Genomic DNA, 15,853 nt, shown 5'->3' on the forward strand with positions numbered 1-15,853 from the left:
AGTTCTGGCGCATCAGTGTCCTCCGGGCAGGATGCACAGCAGGTCGTAGATCACGTGCGCGGCCGCTATGCCGGTGATCTCGGCGTGGTCGTAGGCCGGGGCCACCTCCACCAGATCGGCGCCGACCACGTTCAGGTCGGCCAGGCCCCGCACCAGCTCCAGCAGTTCGCGGCTGGACAGTCCGCCCGCCTCGGGCGTTCCGGTGCCGGGCGCGAAGGCCGGGTCCAGCACGTCGATGTCGATGGACAGGTAGACCGGACGCGAGCCGAGCCGGGCGCGGATGCGGTCGATGATGGTGTCCAGCGGCGTGCGGGCGAACTCGCGGCAGTGCAAGGCCGCGAACCCGAGCCGCTCGCTCTCGCCCAGGTCCAGCTTCGAGTACAGCGGCCCGCGCAGGCCGACGTGCATCGAGTGCTCGAAGTCGATCAGCCCTTCCTCCGCCGCGCGCCGGAACGGGGTGCCGTGCGTGTAGGGCGCGCCGAAGTAGGTGTCCCAGGTGTCCAGGTGGGCGTCGAAGTGCAGCACCGCGATCGGCCCGTGCCGCTCGTGCTGCACCCGCAGCAGCGGCAGCGCGATGGTGTGGTCGCCGCCGACGGTGACCAGCGTGCGCCGGGTCCCGGACAGCTCCCGCGCCCCGACCTCGATGGCGTCGATGGCCTCCTTGATGTCGAACGGGTTCACCCCGAGGTCCCCGGCGTCGGCGACCTGCCGCAACGCGAACGGTTCGGTGTCGTTGGCGGGGTTGTAGGGCCGCAGCAGGCGCGAGCTCTGCCGGACGTGGTTGGGGCCGAACCGCGCGCCGGGCCGGTAGCTGACGCCCGTGTCGAACGGCACGCCCCAGATCAGCACGTCCGCATCGGGCACGTCGGCCAGCCGGGGCAGCCGGGCGAACGTGGTGTCCCCGGCGTATCGCGGCACCTGCCTGCCGTCCACTGGACCGATCGGGTCGTTCATGGTGCTCCTCCCCTTGTGCTCGTGAGTGCTCAACCGGGCTGGAACCCGGTTGTGCACTCACGACTCCTTGGCCGCAGTCAGGATTTCCGCTGCGGCGCACTTGCCGGATTCGATCGCGCCGTCGATGAAAGTGCGCCAGCGGCGCGCGGTGTGCGAGCCGCTGAAGTGCACTCTTCCCTCGGGACGCCCCACGCACAGCTCGTACTTGGCGAACTGCCCGGCGCGGAACGTCGCCCACAGCCCCTTGGAGAACTCGTCGTGCACCCAGTCGTGCGATCGGGCGTCGACAACGTCGGCCTCCGGGGCGAACTCGCGGACCGCGCGCTGCACGTCGGCGAGGTCCCCGGCGTCCACGCGGTCGTGTTCCGGGGCGAAGCAGACCAGCACCACGCCCCGCTCGGTGGTCTCCATCGCGCCCACGTAGTCGAAGCTGGTGCCCCAGCCGAAACCGCTGATGTCGTCCGGGACGTTGCGGGCCAGCGCCCAGATCTTCTGGCCCTGCCCGGCGTGGTTCTCCTTCGACATCGCGAGTTTGTCCGCGGGCAGCGCCGGGGCGAACTCGATGTCCTGCCACACACCGACCGGCGTCGTCATCAGCACGCGGTCGCCGCGCACCACTCCGCCGTCGTAGATCACCGTGACGCCCTCGGCGTCTGCGTCGACCCTTCGGACCGGGCTGGACAGCCGCAGGTCGGCACCGCCGTCGGCCAGGATCGCCTGCGCCAGCGACGCGGTGCCGTTGACGAAGGTGAAGCCCAGCACGCTGGCCTGCACCATGCCCCACAGCGAGTTGTCCATCGACGCGCACCAGCGGATCGCATCCAACGCCGAGCCGATGTCCTCGTTGGCGTTCGCGCAGCCGCAGAACCAGGAGATCATCAGCTCCCTGGCGTTGCCGGTCAGCCCGACGTCGTCGGCCCACTGGCGGATCGGGACGTCGAGATCGGCGACGTCCTGCTCGGACAGCGGGCGCAGCGGGTCGAACCGGGAAGCCGCCTCGATCAGCGACCGGACCGCGTGCTCCAACTGCCCGTACTCCTGCGGCGGGACGGGCAGCAGGCTCTCCAGCACCTTGCCGTGGTCGGACCAGGTCATCCGGCTGGGCAGCGCGCTGTCCTTGATCGGGACGCCGTATCGCTGCACCTCGGCCCAGACGTGGGTCTGCTGCGGCACGATCCAGGTGCCGCCCATCTCCAACCCGTAGCCGTCGAAGGCGTCCGGCTGGTACCAGGTGGAGCCGCCGATGCGGTCGCGGGCCTCCAGGACAAGCACGTGCTGACCAGCCGCGCGCAGTTCGCGCGCGGCGGTCAGCCCGGCGAAACCCGCGCCGATGACCACGACGTCGTAACGATCCATTTCGTGCGCTTCCTTGATCGGTGGGAGTTCAGACGTTCGCGACGACCCGAACGTCGGGTTCGCGGGGCATCGGCTGCGGACTGCCGATGTTCAGCAACAGGTAGGCGGCGGCGGTCACCGCGGCGGCCAGCAGGAAGCTCAGGTCGATCCCGCCCGTGAGCGCCAGCAGCGGCCCCTTGTACAACGCGGTGTCCACTGCGGACAGACCCACGACCGAGCCGAGCGCCCACGCGGCCGCCGCGCGCAGGTTCCAGCCGCCGGTGTACCAGTAGATCCCGCCACGGGATCGGCGGTTGTAGACCTGCAACGCGTCCGGGTCGTAGACACCTCGGCAGCGCGCGAACCCGATCAACGTGATCACCGCCCACGGCGTGCCCACTGCGGTGAGCAGCAGCACGAACGCGGTCACGGCGTCCTGCGCGTCCCAGACGAAGTAGCCGAGGAACACCAGCACCGTCGCCAGCACCGAGGTCAGCACGGTCGCCTTGACCCTGGACAGCGGCGGCACGATCGCGTCCAGGTCCAGCCCCATGCTGTAGATCAGCACACCGGAGTTGCCGATCGTGCCGAATACCCCGTTGAGCAGCAGCGGCAGCAGGAACCACAGCGGCGCGGCGGCCACCAGCGGGCCGACGTAGTCGTCGGCGGCGCGAGCGGCGTACGCGGTGAAGGAGCCGAACAGCTGCGGGATCAGCAGCCCGAAGACCATGCCCACGCAGGTCGCCGCGAACACCTGCCAAGCCGAGTACCGGCGCGGCGAGACGTAGCGGCTGTAGTCCCCGAGCAGTGTGATGAACGCGATCGGCCCGCTGAGCCCGGCCGCCACAGTGGACAGTGCCCACGTCGTCCAGAAATCCCCGAGCAGGTATCCCGCGTCGGTGACCGGCCCGGTCTGGAACTGGTCGGCGAAGCCGACCACGCCCGCCGCCATGAGCACCACGGTGCCCAGCGCCACCCACTTGCTCATCCGCGTCAGCAGGTGGTACCCGAAGATCGCGACCAGCACAGAAAGCACGGCCAGCAACGCGTAGGTGACGCTGTAGCTGACGCCGCCGTCGGGCAGCCCGAACAGCCGGTGCAGCGGGCCGACCACCGCAGCTCCGCCGGTCCAAACGGTCAGCGCGGCGTAGCCCAGCGACAGCAGCAGTCCGATCACCGAGCCGATCAGCCGACCGCGCACGCCGAAGTGGCCGCCGCTGCTGGTCGACAGGTTCGTGCCGGTCTTCAGCGACACCAGGGCCAACGGCGCGACCAGCACCGTGCCCAGCAGCGTCCCGGCGATCATGGAGGTGACGGCTGGCCAGAACTCCAATCCGAACGAAGCGGGCAGCCAGCCGAAGATGACCACGCCGAGGCACATGTTCGAACCGAGCAGGATGCCGACGACATCGCGCGGCCGACCGGTGCGGTCGGCGTCGGGGATCGTGTCGACGCCGTGCGCCTCGATGCCGACGCGCGCGGCCGGTGACGGATCCGGGGGCATGCGGTGACCTCCTTGTCGGCGCCGCGGAAGGGGGAGTTCGGCAGCACCGACAAAGAGTGGTCCTGGTCACCAGCGGGAACTAGTCACCGATCCTCCGAAGTCCCCCACCGCTGTTGGACGATCGCACAACGCCGGAGGACGATCCCCCGGAACGATGAGGGGATTCCGATTGGTGGAAAGGTTAGGGCTGGTGGAGGGCTCGGAGGGCTAGGTAGAGGTCCACCCGGTCCGGGGTGCTGAACAGGCTGCGGCCGGTGAGGTCTTCGACCCGGCTCATCCGGTGCCGCAGGGTGTTGATGTGCACGTGGAGGCGTTGCGCCGCCTCCTGCCAGCGGCCTCCCGCGTCGAGGAACACCGCCAACGACGGCAGCAGGTCGCTACCCCGCCGTTCGTCGTGGTCGAGCACCGGTCCGAGCAAGGCGCGCGACGTGGCCGCCAGCAGTTCCGGATCCTGCGCCGAAAGCAACAGCGCCGGGCTGCTCAGCTGCTCGTGCGTCATCCAGCCGCTCTCCGCCCGCGACGACACCGCCTCGGCGGCGTGCGCCGCCTGCAACAGGCTGACGCGCAGCTCCGCAGCAGTGCCGGGCTGCCCGACGCCGATGTGCACCACTCCGCTGGCCAACGCCTCATGGATCCGCCGCGCCAGCCCCACGACGCCGTCCCGCACCCGCGCGAACGCGACGACCTCGCTGCCGCGCTGCGCCACGACGCCCTCCGTGCCCAGCAGGTCGCCCAACCGCACGGAGTCCGCGTCGGGACTCGACGTGCGCAGCACGACTGCGGCCAGCGGCCCATCCGGCGGCAGGCCCAGCGAGTGCAGCCGGGTGCGCACCGTCTCGATCCCGGCCGTTCCACTGTGGACCCATTCGAAGAGCTCCCACGCGTAGCGCAGTTCCGTCGCCCGCACCGCTCGGGTGCGCTCGATCTCCAATGCGATGAACGGCATCGCCTGCACCACGGACGCGTGCTGCTCCACGTCGAGTTCCGCCAGCGGTCGGGGCAGCAGCAGTTCCGCTTCGGCCAGCCCCTCGCCCACCAGCGGAAGCGGCTGGTTCGGCTGCGGTGCGACACCCGCCACCAGACCACCGGAGACCCGCACCGCGACCGGCTCGCCGAGTTGCTTGGCCAGCGTGTCCAGCACGGTCTCGACGCCGCGATTCACCCGCAGCGCCGCGACGATCGCGTCGTGCTGCGCGACGTGCCGACGCAGCGGGCGTTCCCACTCCGCCCGCTTGGTGTTGACGAATGCCTCCACGATCTGCAGGAACGCGACCTCGACCGGCACCACGAAACAGGTCAGGCCGTGCTCGCGCGCCGCGTCGACGAACTCCTCCGGAACCCGCGTTTCCGGTGGCACCAAGCCGAATCCGACCGCAGCGACGTCGGCGGCGACCAGATCGGCGATGAACGCCTCCGCGGTGATCCCCGCGGTGCGCCACACCCCGGCGGTGAGCACGACCTCACCACCGCGCAGGAATCGGCCGGGCGCCTGGATTTCGATGGTGTGCACCCAGCGGATCGGCCGGTCCACCTGGCCGCGCACCCGCACCCGCAACGCGAGTTCCGGCAGGTTCAGCAGATCTTCGACGAGCACCGCGCCACCTCCCTCACTCGCCAGGCCGATCGATGACCTGCAGGGCCAGCCACAGTTCCGCGCGCACGCCGGGCTGGTCGAGGCTGCGCCCGAGCAGTTCCTCCACCTTCCGCACCCGGTTTCGCAAGGTGTGCCGGTGCACGCCCAACCGGCTCGCCGCCGGATCCCACTGCCCGTGGTGCGCCAACCAGGTCCGCAACGACTCGACGAGCACGTCCTGTCCGCGCAGCGGCGCGAGGACGGCATCCGCGAACGCCCGCGCATCATCCACTGGAACCAGGTTCAGCAGGCCGTACCCGGCGAGGTCGCGGAAGTGCACGACGGTGTCGGCGCGTTTCGCCGCACGCGCCGCCTGCTGAGCCTGCCGCAGACCTTCGGCGAGCCCGGCGATCCCGGACGGCTCGGACACCCCGATGGCCACGCCGGGTTGACCGGTGAGCCACGGCAGTCCGCCGTCCCCGACGAGCCCCACCACCACGTCGTCGTGTTCGGCCAGGTAAACCGGGGCGCTCGGGAGATCCGCCGCCAGCCGGGACAGCAGCTCGTCGCGGTCTCGGGCACCGGCCAGCGCCACGACCCGGAACGGCTCGGGCGGCAGCTCCGCGTGCAGGTCGGCGAGCACGTCCCGCACCGGCTCGCCGCGCAGCATCAGCTCCAGGAACCCCGACCGCAGCCGACGCCGCGCGGCACCGAGCGCCTCGACCTGCTCCAGGGCCAGGGTGAGCAGCGACGCCGCCGAGTTGATCACGTGGTGGTCGGTGGTGGCGAACGGTCCGCGGCGACCGACCACCAGGAATCCGCGCGCCCGGCCGCCCAGCGCCTGCATGCTCACTTCCTGGTCACCGAGCGAGAACCCGGCCGCGGCAAGACCCCGCTTGGCCCGCATCTTGTCCACTTCGGACTCAAGTTGTCCCAGCCGGGCGCTGGCGGCAGCGGGCGCGCTGTGCAGCAGTCGACCGCCCGCGTCGAGCAGCAGCACCCAGACGTCCAGCAGCCTCGCGAGTTTGCGGACCAAGGCGGCCAGTCCGTTGCTGGTGCCTGCCGCTTGCGCGAGTTCGTGCTGCGCCCGGCTGGTGCGGCGCAAACTCGCGTACTCGTCGGCGGCGACGGCCCGCGAAACCGCCTTGCTGATCGCGATGAACGGGGTCGGCCGGGGCACTTCGAGCAGCGGCAGCGCGGCTCGTTCCGCGGCCGCGACGAGTTCGGGCGGGATCCTCCGGTGGCTCAACCCGACGCCGAATCCGAGACCGGCAACCCCGACCGCGGTCAGCCGCTCGACGAGTTCTCGGCTGTCCTCGGCGCGCAGCGCCAGGCCGGTGCTCAGCAGCAGCTCGCCGCCTTCCAGGAACGGCGTCGGATCCGCCAGCTCACTGGTGTGCACCCAGGAAACGGGCCGGTCGAGAGCCTGCGCCCCGGCCCGCGCGACGAGCCCCAGCCCGGCATCCGCTACCAGGTCCCGCAACGTCAACGGCACCGGCCGCCTCCTGACATTGTGTCGAATCCTGGCAACCGAGTTAACCAGATCGTCCACTGTTCGGATACCGGCGGCCAGCACGAGTCTGGTCACAGCGCTACCCGACCAGGAGGACCGCATCGTGACAGCTTCCCCACCGCAGGCACCTACGGCGCGCGTGCTGCGCACCGAAATCCCCGGCCCGCACTCCCGCGAACTGCACCGCCGCCGCGCCGCGACGGTGGCCAGCGGAGTGGCCAGCGTGCTGCCGGTCTACATCGCCGAAGCCGCCGGTGGTCTGCTGCACGACGTCGACGGGAACTCGCTGATCGACCTGGGTTCGGGCATCGCGGTCACCAACGTCGGCAATGCCGCGCCGGAGGTCGTCGAGCCGGTGCGCCGCCAGGTCGCCGAGTTCACCCACACCTGCTTCATGGTGACGCCGTACGAGAACTACCTGCAGGTCTGCGAAGAACTCGCGGCGCTGACCCCAGGCGAGCACGAGAAGCGCAGCGCGCTGTTCAACTCGGGCGCGGAAGCGGTGGAGAACGCGGTCAAGATCGCACGACGGGCCACCGGACGACAGGCGATCGTGGTGTTCGACCACGCCTACCACGGGCGCACCAACCTCACCATGGCGCTGACCGCGAAGTCCGTGCCGTACAAGCACGGATTCGGCCCGTTCGCACCGGAGATCTACCGGGTGCCGATGTCCTACCCGGCGCGGGACGCGCGCACCGGAGCGCAGGTGGCGCGGGAGGCGATCGAAAGGATCGAGAAGCAGCTGGGCGCCGACTCGGTGGCGGCCGTGCTGATCGAACCGATCCAGGGCGAAGGCGGATTCATCGAGCCCGCAACGGGATTCCTGCCTGCCATCGCGCAGTGGTGCACCGACAACGGCGTGCTGTTCATCGCCGACGAGATCCAGACCGGCTTCTGCCGGACCGGCGAGTGGTTCGCCTGCGAGCACGAGGACGTGGTGCCCGACCTGATCACCACGGCAAAGGGCATCGCCGGTGGACTGCCGCTGGCCGCGGTGACCGGCCGCGCGGAACTGATGGACGCGATGCCGCCGAGCAGCCTGGGCGGCACCTACGGCGGCAACCCGGTCGCGTGCGCGGGTGCGCTCGGCGCGATCCGCGCGATGCGCGAGCGGGATCTGGCCCGCGCCGCACGAGCCATCGGCGACCTGATGCTGCCGAGGCTGCGGGCGCTCGCGGCGAGCAGCGACGCGATCCTGGACGTGCGCGGCCGTGGCGCCATGATCGGCATCGAGTTCGTCAAACCGGGCACCTCCGAACCGGACCCCGAGGTGACCTCGCGGATCGCCGGGACCTGCCACGCCCAAGGCGTCGTGATCCTCACCTGCGGCACCTACGGCAACGTCATCCGCCTGCTACCGCCGCTGGTCATCGAGCAAAGCGTCCTCGACGAAGGTCTGGCCGTCCTCGAAGCAGCCATCCGCGAGCACACCAGCTGACCAACCGTGCCGCGGGCGGCTGCCAGGAATCCACCACCCGCGGCACGACACACGGGAAACGCCCGAATTCAGGGAGAGTTGGCGAGTTCAGGACTCCAGGTGATCTGGCCATCCGGTGTTGGGCAGGCCGAGCTTGTCCGCGTACGCGGTGTGCAGCTCCTCCCACCCGTAGTTGCGCGCGTCCGCGCCGCGAATCGGACTGATCGGCTGCCCATCGAGGAGGTGCTCGGCGACGACCAGGCAGAGGTGCCAACCCGCGGCCACCGCGGCCACCCAATCCTGGCCGTCGACCGTGTGCCGCAGGGTCAGCCTCGTCCCGGTCCCGGTAGCGGCGAGTTCCCAGCGCAGCACGTCGGTGCCCCACGAGTACTCCAGCAGCGTCGGGGGCTCGGCGCGGTGCACCGCCCCGGCCAAGTCCTGCGCGACGTCACCGTCGATCATCGTCAGCGTCGCGTCGCCAGTGCTGCCGAGGTCGCGGTTCGCGGTGTAGGGAGCCCACTCGCGCAGCTGGGCCGGATCGGTCAGCGCCGCCCAGACCTTTTCCGGCGGGTGCCGCAGCTCGCGGACGAGCACCAGTGCCCATCGGTCGTCCGCGGCGAGGCAGTCAGCCTCGAACAGCGGCCCCGGCTCGAAGCGCGAGTCGTTCATGCCTGCTCCAAATGGTCGAAGACGAACATCCCGACCGACAATATTCCCCATCAATCATATTCCTGTCAAGGCATATTATCGAGCCAGACCGGAAGGTCAGCGGACCGAAGCGGCGGTGACTGACTTTGAAACAACAGTGCTTATATAAGTGCTGTTATAGTGACGCTGGTGATCACTCCGGATCCATCGCGCCACGGCACCGGGACGCCCGGCTCGGACCCGACTGAGCAGGCAAGCGTCTGGCAGCCGCTCCGACACTTGTTGACCGCGCTGGACGACGACATCGCCCGCCTGTACCGGGAGCGCGATATCGCTGGCGTCCGACCGCGGTTCGTCATGCCGCTCATCAGGCTCGGGCGGCGCGGCGCCATGACCATTCAGGAGCTCGCCGCCTGTCTGGAAGTGACCCACTCGGCGATGAGCCAAACCGTGAGCGCGCTGCGCCGCGAGGGTTTGGTGCGCAGCGTTGCGGGCTCCGATGCACGAACCCGCCAGGTGACGTTGACCAAGCAGGCCCGCGCGGTACTGCCCTTCCTGGAGGCGGAGTGGCGAGCCACCGAGCAGGCGGTCCAAGAGCTGGAATCCGAGATCCCGTATGCACTGAGCCAGGTCGTCAGGGACCTGGAGGCGGCGTTGGCGCGCCGCTCGTTCCGCGACCGGATCGCCCAGCACCTGGACGCGTTGCCGGAACCATGACGCGCCTCGATCGGCTGATCGATATCCGGCCGCTGCGTTCCAGCGCTGCTTTCCGCAGGTTGTGGTGGGGCAACGCGCTGTCAACCCTGGGCGGGCAGGTGACGGTGGTCGCAGTGCTCTACCAGATGTGGGAGCTGACCAGCAGTCCCATCGCGGTGGGCGCCATTGGCCTCGCCAACGCCGTGCCGATGGTCCTGTTCGGGCTGGCCGGTGGTGCGCTGGCCGACGCAGTCGATCGCCGACGGTTGGTGCTTCTCACCACGGCAGGCCAGCTCCTCTCGGTCAGCCTGTTGGCCGTCCAAGCGGTTGCCGGTGCGGGATCGATGTGGCTCCTGCTCGGGCTCACGGCGCTGCAAGCGGCCAGCAGCGGGCTCGGTGCTCCCGCACGCAGGACGTTCGTGGCGCGCCTGTTGCCGAACGAACAGGTCGGCGCGGGCATTGCCCTGACCAACCTCAGCTTTCAGGCAGCCTTGCTGGTCGGTCCTGCCGTCGCGGGTGTGCTCGCGGCGCGATGGGGCGTGGCCTCCTGCTATCTGCTCGACGCGCTGAGCTTCTGCGCCGCGCTCTACGGAGTGCTGCGACTGCCCTCGATGCGCCCCATCGGGGAAACCGGTTGGCGGGGAATCGGTGCCATTTGGTCGGGCTGGCGCTTCATCCGCCGCGAGCCGGTGCTCAGCGGCGCCTTCTTCAGCGATGTCCTGGCGACTGTCACGGCCTTTCCCGTCGGGCTCTTCCCGGTGATCAACGAAGAACGCTTCGACGGCAATCCCGAGACGTTCGGACTGTTCCTCTCCGCGATCGCTGTCGGCGGGATCGCGGCGGGCTGCGTGTCCGGAACAGTGACGCGAGCCCAGCGCCCAGGTGTCATCATGCTGGCCGCAGCAGCCATCTGGGGTCTGGGACTGGTGGGATTCGGCCTGGCGCAGCCGCTGTGGCTCGTGCTCGGTTGCCTCGCCATCGCTGGGGCAGCCGACACCATCTCGGTGATCACACGCGGGTCGATCGTGCAGTTGGCGACCCCCGACTCCCACCGCGGCCGAGTCAGCGCCGTCGAACACATCGTTGGCATCTCCGGCCCTGATCTCGGCAACTTCCGCGGCGGACTGGTCAGCGGCATGACATCAGCAACATTCGCCGCCGTCTCCGGTGGCGCACTCTGCGTTCTCAGCATCGCCGCGCTCGCGCTGGCGAGCACTTCGCTACGCAGCTTCCGAACGACGACCTCGGTACTCGACGACCACGCACCCACGAGCCAACCCGAGATCTAGCGGTGGCGGAACCTCATGACTTGCACCGCCGGGCTGGAAATGCTCGGTCGGTGCGCGCCTTCCGGGGGATTCATCGGCGCGCACCGACCGGGCTCGGATCGAAGTCCACTCTGGACACGGCTTCGATCCCGTCGGTTGGCTCAGCGGAGTCGGTGCTGGGCGAAGAACTGCATGATGATCGGCGTCGCGTCGAGGACCGCGGGTTGGTCGGAGTCCGGATTCGGTTGGGTGCTCGGCCAGTCGTGCCCGAGCCCGTCGATCCGGTAATGCACCACGTCGCTGCCCCGGTCGCAGCCGAGCCATCGGCTGACCTGCACCCCGTTGGCCTCGTCGCGGACCACCGGCTGGTCAGCGCAGTGGTTGCGCTCCGCCCAGCCCGCCATCCAGTCCGGAAGCGGCGGCAGGCCCTTCTCCGGATTTCCGTCGTAGGGGATCGTGGTGTCCGCTGTTCCGTGGAAGTCCAGGATCGGCGCTGGCCGCTGGGGTTCGCACGCGCCGCCTTCGGGGTAGAAGGCGCCGGACACCGGTGCGAAGGCAGCGATCCGACCGCTGAGCTGGCAGGCGAGCACCCCGGTGAAGCCACCGCCGTTGGACTTCCCGGCCGCGTAGATCCGCGTGGGGTCGACGCAGAACTCCCGCTGCAGTTCGTTCAGCAGATCGCTGGTGAACAGCACGTCGTCGGCCGCAGCCGAGTACGGCGCGCCCTGCCAGGCGGTTTCGCCGTCCGTGCCGACGAGTCCCAGCGGGTAGACCGCAACGGCGTCAGTGGCCGAGAAGCCGGACAGCTCCTCCTGGTACTCCGAAGTCCGCCCGTGCCCGTGGAAGGACAGCACCAGCGAAGTCGGCTTGAGTGGCCGGTAGTCCTGCGGCACGTGCAAAAGGTAGCTGCGGGTGATCCCGCCGGAGACGATCGTGCGCGTCTGCGACGTGCCCGGCGGCACCGGCGCGGACCGCACGCAGCCGACGGACGGTATCGGATGGTCGATCACTTGAGCCGGTTCGGCCTGCGCGGGCATCCCGCCCAACGCCACGGCCGCGCCGACCGCGGCGAACACGGCCACCGACCGTCCTTTTCGGACTGGTCGGAAAAAGCGGTGGGCGAACCCACGAATTGCACGGTAAGGCACCATTGCCTCCCAGCTCGGTCACCTTTCGAGTGCAAAGATCATGAGCCAGCAGCGGCTACCGGTCACCTTTTTGTTCATTGCGTTCACGAAAACCGTCACCACCACCGATGGGGTGACGAGTGAAGGGCACCTTCGACCGAGTAAGCCGGTCAAAGGTGCCCTTCACTCCGAACGGTTCAGCCTTCGGCGGCGAGTTGGCCGCAGGCCGCGGCGATTTCCTGACCTCGGGTGTCCCGGACCGTGCAGGGCACGCCCGCTTCGCGGACCCGGCGGACGAACTCCTGCTGCACCGGCTTCGGGCTGGCGTCCCACTTGCTGCCCGGAGTCGGGTTCAGCGGGATCAGGTTGACGTGCGCGAACTGGCCGAGGTGGCGGTGCAGCACCTTGCCGAGGAGATCCGCGCGCCACGGCTGGTCGTTGATGTCGCGGATCAGCGCGTACTCGATCGACACCCGCCGTCCGGTGTGGTCGGCGTAGCCGCGCGCCGCCTCCAGCACCTCGGCGACCTTCCATCGGTTGTTCACCGGCACCAACGTGTCGCGCAGTTCGTCGTCCGGGGTGTGCAGCGACACCGCCAGCGTCACGTGCAGGTCCTCCGCGGTCATCTTCTTGATCGCGGGCACCAGTCCGACCGTCGAAACGGTGACCGACCGCTGCGAGAGGCCCAGTCCGTCCGGAGCCGGGTCGCAGATCCGGTGCACCGCGTTGATCACCCGCCGGTAGTTGGCCAGCGGCTCGCCCATGCCCATGAACACGACGTTGGACAGCCGACCGGGCCCGCCGGGGACCTCGCCGTCGCGCATCATCGCCGCCGCCGAACGGACCTGGTCGACGATCTCGGCGGTCGACAGGTTGCGCTGCAGCCCGCCTTGGCCCGTGGCGCAGAACGGGCACGCCATCCCGCACCCGGCCTGGCTGGAAATGCACACCGTGGCGCGATCCGGGTAGCGCATCAGCACGCTCTCCAGCAGCGTGCCGTCGTGCGCGCGCCAGAGCGTCTTGCGGGTCGTGCCCTCGTCGGTGTCGAGGTGCCGAACCGCGCTCAGCAGCGGCGGCAGCAGCTGCTCGGCCAGCTTCGCGCGGCTGGCCGCCGGGATGTCGGTCATCGCCGCCACGTCGGCGTTGAGCCGACCGAAGTAGTGGTGTGCGAGCTGCTTGGCGCGGAACGGCTTCTCCCCCAGCTCGGTCACCGCGGCCCGCCGTTCGTCGGCGGAGAGGTCGGCGAGGTGCCGTGGCGGCATGCCACGGCGCGGGGCGTCGAAGACGAGCGGAAGGGAAGTCGCAGACATAGCGCCGACCAGTGTCCCACGAGCCGAAACGACCTTGGAGTCCGCCGTCCGGCCCGAGCTTCGACGCGGACACTTCGACCGGCGGCATGATCGTGGTTCGCCGGACCGCCGTGTTCCCTCGCGGCACCAGGTCAGGCGGGCACGGCGCCGCCGAGCAGTGGTCAACGGCCACTCGCCCGTCGGCTCGTCGCCGCCCGTATCGTGAAAGTATGACGAGTATGGCCGAGCGCCCCTCGCCGTCTGTGGAGGATTACCTCCGGGCGATCTACGGGCTCAGCGAACGGGGCGTGCCCGTCACGAACGCCACCCTGACGCAGCGGCTCGGCCTGAGCCCGTCCTCGGTGTCCGGGATGATCAACAAACTCGCCCAGCTCGGCCTGGTCACGCACGTCCGCTACCGCAGCGTCGAACTAACCCCGGAGGGCCGCCGGTTGGCCTGCGACGTGCTGCGTCGGCACCGGCTCATCGAGCTGTTCCTGGTCGAGGAGCTCAACTACAGCTGGGACGAGGTGCACCGGGAGGCCGACGCGCTGGAGCACGCGGTGTCCGACGAGTTGGTCGAACACATCGCCGCCAAGCTCGGCAACCCCACCCACGACCCGCACGGCGACCCGATCCCGACCGTCGAAGGCAACGTGGAGAAACCCGCGACGCTGCTGCTGGACACGGTCGAGCCCGGCACGGTCGGCACCATCGCACGGGTGTGGGACACCGATTCGGAGCTGCTGCGCTACCTGACCGAGCACGGCATGACGTTGGGCTCGCGGATCGAGATCGTGGAGCGCAAACCCTTCGGCGGGCCGCTGGTGGTGCGCGTCGGCGAGCCGCCGGAGGACGAAACCCACTTCGTGGGCAATGAGATCGCGGCCGCGCTATCGATCAGCGTGCACCGGTGAGCCAGCCGTTTCATCGACGAGCCGGGGGCTGCCCGGGCGCGGTGCGACGACCGGCGCGGACGGCCGCTCCAGCGGATCGGCGGGCGAATCCTCGCCGTAGACCTGCTCGGTCACCAGGCGCCCGTGCAACTCGTCGGTGCGATGCGCACCCAACACCGCCAGCAGCAGGTCGAACCGGCTGTCCGTGAGCGCCACCGCGACGTAGCCGAACCCGGCGAGGCCGGTGAACACCAAGCCGGAGACCCACCACACGGATGCGCCTTCGACGAGGACCATCACCGCGATGGCGAGCACCAGACCGGATGCGAAGGCCGTCGCGCGTGCGATCGTCACCTGCCGGAGCAACGACCGGAACGCCGGGTACTGGTGGCACAGCTGCCGGATTATCTCGGCGCGCTCGCGCCGGTCCAGTTGAGCAAGCCGACTCAGGCCCGCGGTGACCGGCTTCGCCGCGCGGTTGGCCATGGCTGCTCCTGTAACCCTGGTGTTTGCGTCGATCGGGTCCCCTGGCGCGCGATTAAGCACACTGAGTGACCACTATTAGTCGATCACGAGGATGGTCCGGGAGCAAGGCGTCATTCGGGGGCGTTCGGATTGCGGAAAAGGCACCGATCCGTAACGTCACCGAGCGGGCGCCGCGGGCTTGATCGGCCACGCGGGTTTTCCCGGCCGGGGGTCCGGTCACCCTGGGGTATCCGAGGTTCGGGACAAACCGGATGCCGGGACGGACCGAGGCGGCGTCTGGGGTTCCGCCAGGCGCTCAGTCTCGCGAACCAACCCACGCACTCGCCGAGGAGGAGCGATGGCCATCGCAGTTGGTGAACCTGCCTGGGTGGATCTGGCCACCCACGACGTCGCCGACGCCAGGGACTTCTACACCGGACTGCTCGGCTGGCACTGGATCCAGCGCCCGGATTACAACATCGCGTTGAAGGAGCACAAGCCGGTCGCCGGACTGCTGTTGCCGGAGACCGACGCGCCGACCGCCTGGACCCTCTACCTGGAGTGCGGCTCGGCCCGCCGGGCGGTGGAACGCATCCGCGCGCTCGGCGGGAAAGTGCTGGTCCCGCCGACGGAAACACCCGCAGACGAGACGTTCCTGGTCGCCGAAGACCCCTCCGGCGCGATCATCGGCCTGTGGGAGGCACCGCCGAGCGGCACGTTCGGCCGCGACCACGCGGGGATGCTCTGCTGGGCCGAACTGCACACCCGCGACGGTTCGTCGGCCGATCCGTTCTACGCCGAACTGCTGGGCTACCGGCAGGAGCAGATCGGCGAGCCGGGAGACGGCTTCGACTACACGGTCTGGTACGTCGACGACCTGCCGACCGTGGGCCGCTTCGAGACCAGCTCGGCGCTGCCCGAGGACGTGCCCGCGCACTGGCAGCTGTACTTCCAGGTCAACCCGGACCACGACACCGACACCGCAGCGGAGAAGGCGGTGCAACTGGGCGGAAAGGTGCTGCGCGAACCGTCGGACTCCCCGCACGGAAGGCTCGCGCTGCTCCAGGACGTCGTCGGAGCCACGTTCTTCATCATCGACACCGCCCAGCGCACCGGGGAATGAGGCTCGCGGTTCCGCGGCTAAACCTGGACGGCTAGTATCCAG

At 69.6% G+C, this 15,853-nt stretch carries 14 protein-coding genes; 5 read left to right on the forward strand and 9 right to left on the reverse strand.

The window, feature by feature from the left end:
• Positions 1 to 12 precede the first annotated feature (12 nt).
• From speB to MOQ72_RS17190, 5 genes are all read right to left on the reverse strand, one after another.
• Entirely contained in the window at positions 13 to 954 is a 942-nt protein-coding gene (gene speB, locus MOQ72_RS17170; protein WP_242184712.1) for an agmatinase, read from the reverse strand.
• A gap of 57 nt (positions 955 to 1,011) precedes the next feature.
• Complete coding sequence (locus tag MOQ72_RS17175) at positions 1,012 to 2,310, reverse strand: flavin monoamine oxidase family protein (RefSeq protein WP_242184713.1); 1,299 nt, start codon at positions 2,308 to 2,310, stop codon at positions 1,012 to 1,014.
• A 28-nt stretch (positions 2,311 to 2,338) separates the two neighbouring features.
• Positions 2,339 to 3,793 (reverse strand): purine-cytosine permease family protein, encoded by a 1,455-nt coding sequence (locus MOQ72_RS17180; protein ID WP_242184714.1) that lies wholly within the window; start codon positions 3,791 to 3,793, stop codon positions 2,339 to 2,341.
• Positions 3,794 to 3,974: 181 nt separating this feature from the next.
• Positions 3,975 to 5,387 carry a PucR family transcriptional regulator gene (locus MOQ72_RS17185; RefSeq protein ID WP_242184715.1) on the reverse strand — a complete coding sequence of 471 codons (1,413 nt, stop codon included), beginning with the start codon at positions 5,385 to 5,387 and terminating at the stop codon, positions 3,975 to 3,977.
• 13 nt (positions 5,388 to 5,400) lie between these two features.
• A complete protein-coding gene (locus tag MOQ72_RS17190) occupies positions 5,401 to 6,861 on the reverse strand; it encodes a PucR family transcriptional regulator (protein WP_242184716.1) in 1,461 nt (486 codons plus the stop codon).
• A 121-nt stretch (positions 6,862 to 6,982) separates the two neighbouring features.
• Here MOQ72_RS17190 and gabT point away from each other — a divergent pair, with 121 nt between their 5' ends.
• Positions 6,983 to 8,320 (forward strand): 4-aminobutyrate--2-oxoglutarate transaminase, encoded by a 1,338-nt coding sequence (gabT, locus tag MOQ72_RS17195; protein WP_242184717.1) that lies wholly within the window; start codon positions 6,983 to 6,985, stop codon positions 8,318 to 8,320.
• Positions 8,321 to 8,407: 87 nt separating this feature from the next.
• Here the strand turns inward: gabT and MOQ72_RS17200 are convergent, their stop codons facing one another.
• Positions 8,408 to 8,968 carry an SRPBCC family protein gene (locus MOQ72_RS17200; protein WP_242184718.1) on the reverse strand — a complete coding sequence of 187 codons (561 nt, stop codon included), beginning with the start codon at positions 8,966 to 8,968 and terminating at the stop codon, positions 8,408 to 8,410.
• Between the two features lie 168 nt (positions 8,969 to 9,136).
• Here MOQ72_RS17200 and MOQ72_RS17205 point away from each other — a divergent pair, with 168 nt between their 5' ends.
• Together MOQ72_RS17205 and MOQ72_RS17210 are read left to right on the forward strand one after the other, a co-directional pair.
• A complete protein-coding gene (locus tag MOQ72_RS17205) occupies positions 9,137 to 9,664 on the forward strand; it encodes a MarR family winged helix-turn-helix transcriptional regulator (protein ID WP_242184720.1) in 528 nt (175 codons plus the stop codon).
• Complete coding sequence (locus MOQ72_RS17210; protein ID WP_242184722.1) at positions 9,661 to 10,932, forward strand: MFS transporter; 1,272 nt, start codon at positions 9,661 to 9,663, stop codon at positions 10,930 to 10,932. The genes MOQ72_RS17205 and MOQ72_RS17210 overlap by 4 nt, the downstream gene beginning before the upstream one ends.
• Positions 10,933 to 11,072: 140 nt before the next feature.
• Here MOQ72_RS17210 and MOQ72_RS17215 read toward each other — a convergent pair whose 3' ends face one another.
• Complete coding sequence (locus MOQ72_RS17215) at positions 11,073 to 12,062, reverse strand: CE1 family esterase (RefSeq protein ID WP_372495428.1); 990 nt, start codon at positions 12,060 to 12,062, stop codon at positions 11,073 to 11,075.
• A gap of 173 nt (positions 12,063 to 12,235) precedes the next feature.
• A complete protein-coding gene (rlmN, locus tag MOQ72_RS17220) occupies positions 12,236 to 13,348 on the reverse strand; it encodes a dual-specificity RNA methyltransferase RlmN (protein ID WP_242184724.1) in 1,113 nt (370 codons plus the stop codon).
• A 218-nt stretch (positions 13,349 to 13,566) separates the two neighbouring features.
• Between rlmN and MOQ72_RS17225 the strand changes: the two genes are divergently transcribed.
• Complete coding sequence (locus MOQ72_RS17225; RefSeq protein ID WP_372495438.1) at positions 13,567 to 14,244, forward strand: metal-dependent transcriptional regulator; 678 nt, start codon at positions 13,567 to 13,569, stop codon at positions 14,242 to 14,244.
• Here the strand turns inward: MOQ72_RS17225 and MOQ72_RS17230 are convergent.
• Positions 14,221 to 14,709, reverse strand: coding sequence for a hypothetical protein (locus MOQ72_RS17230; protein ID WP_242184727.1), 489 nt, complete (start codon positions 14,707 to 14,709; stop codon positions 14,221 to 14,223). The two genes, MOQ72_RS17225 and MOQ72_RS17230, sit on opposite strands and share 24 nt — an antisense overlap.
• 337 nt (positions 14,710 to 15,046) lie before the next feature.
• Here MOQ72_RS17230 and MOQ72_RS17235 point away from each other — a divergent pair, with 337 nt between their 5' ends.
• Positions 15,047 to 15,811 (forward strand): VOC family protein, encoded by a 765-nt coding sequence (locus MOQ72_RS17235; RefSeq protein WP_242184728.1) that lies wholly within the window; start codon positions 15,047 to 15,049, stop codon positions 15,809 to 15,811.
• Positions 15,812 to 15,853 lie beyond the last annotated feature (42 nt).

It is taken from the genome of Saccharopolyspora soli (assembly GCF_022678645.1).
In the GTDB taxonomy this organism is placed as follows: Bacteria; Actinomycetota; Actinomycetes; order Mycobacteriales; family Pseudonocardiaceae; genus Saccharopolyspora; species Saccharopolyspora soli.

Bases quoted from the DNA above. Each gene is read 5' to 3' on its own strand.
- MOQ72_RS17210 (WP_242184722.1), top strand. From the start codon at position 9,661: ATGACGCGCCTCGATCGGCTGATCGATATCCGGCCGCTGCGTTCCAGC.
- speB (WP_242184712.1), bottom strand. From the start codon at position 954: ATGAACGACCCGATCGGTCCAGTGGACGGCAGGCAGGTGCCGCGATAC.
- MOQ72_RS17230 (WP_242184727.1), bottom strand. From the start codon at position 14,709: ATGGCCAACCGCGCGGCGAAGCCGGTCACCGCGGGCCTGAGTCGGCTT.
- MOQ72_RS17225 (WP_372495438.1), top strand. From the start codon at position 13,567: ATGGCCGAGCGCCCCTCGCCGTCTGTGGAGGATTACCTCCGGGCGATC.
- MOQ72_RS17200 (WP_242184718.1), bottom strand. From the start codon at position 8,968: ATGAACGACTCGCGCTTCGAGCCGGGGCCGCTGTTCGAGGCTGACTGC.
- rlmN (WP_242184724.1), bottom strand. From the start codon at position 13,348: ATGTCTGCGACTTCCCTTCCGCTCGTCTTCGACGCCCCGCGCCGTGGC.
- MOQ72_RS17175 (WP_242184713.1), bottom strand. From the start codon at position 2,310: ATGGATCGTTACGACGTCGTGGTCATCGGCGCGGGTTTCGCCGGGCTG.
- MOQ72_RS17180 (WP_242184714.1), bottom strand. From the start codon at position 3,793: ATGCCCCCGGATCCGTCACCGGCCGCGCGCGTCGGCATCGAGGCGCAC.
- MOQ72_RS17235 (WP_242184728.1), top strand. From the start codon at position 15,047: ATGGCCATCGCAGTTGGTGAACCTGCCTGGGTGGATCTGGCCACCCAC.
- MOQ72_RS17215 (WP_372495428.1), bottom strand. From the start codon at position 12,062: ATGGTGCCTTACCGTGCAATTCGTGGGTTCGCCCACCGCTTTTTCCGA.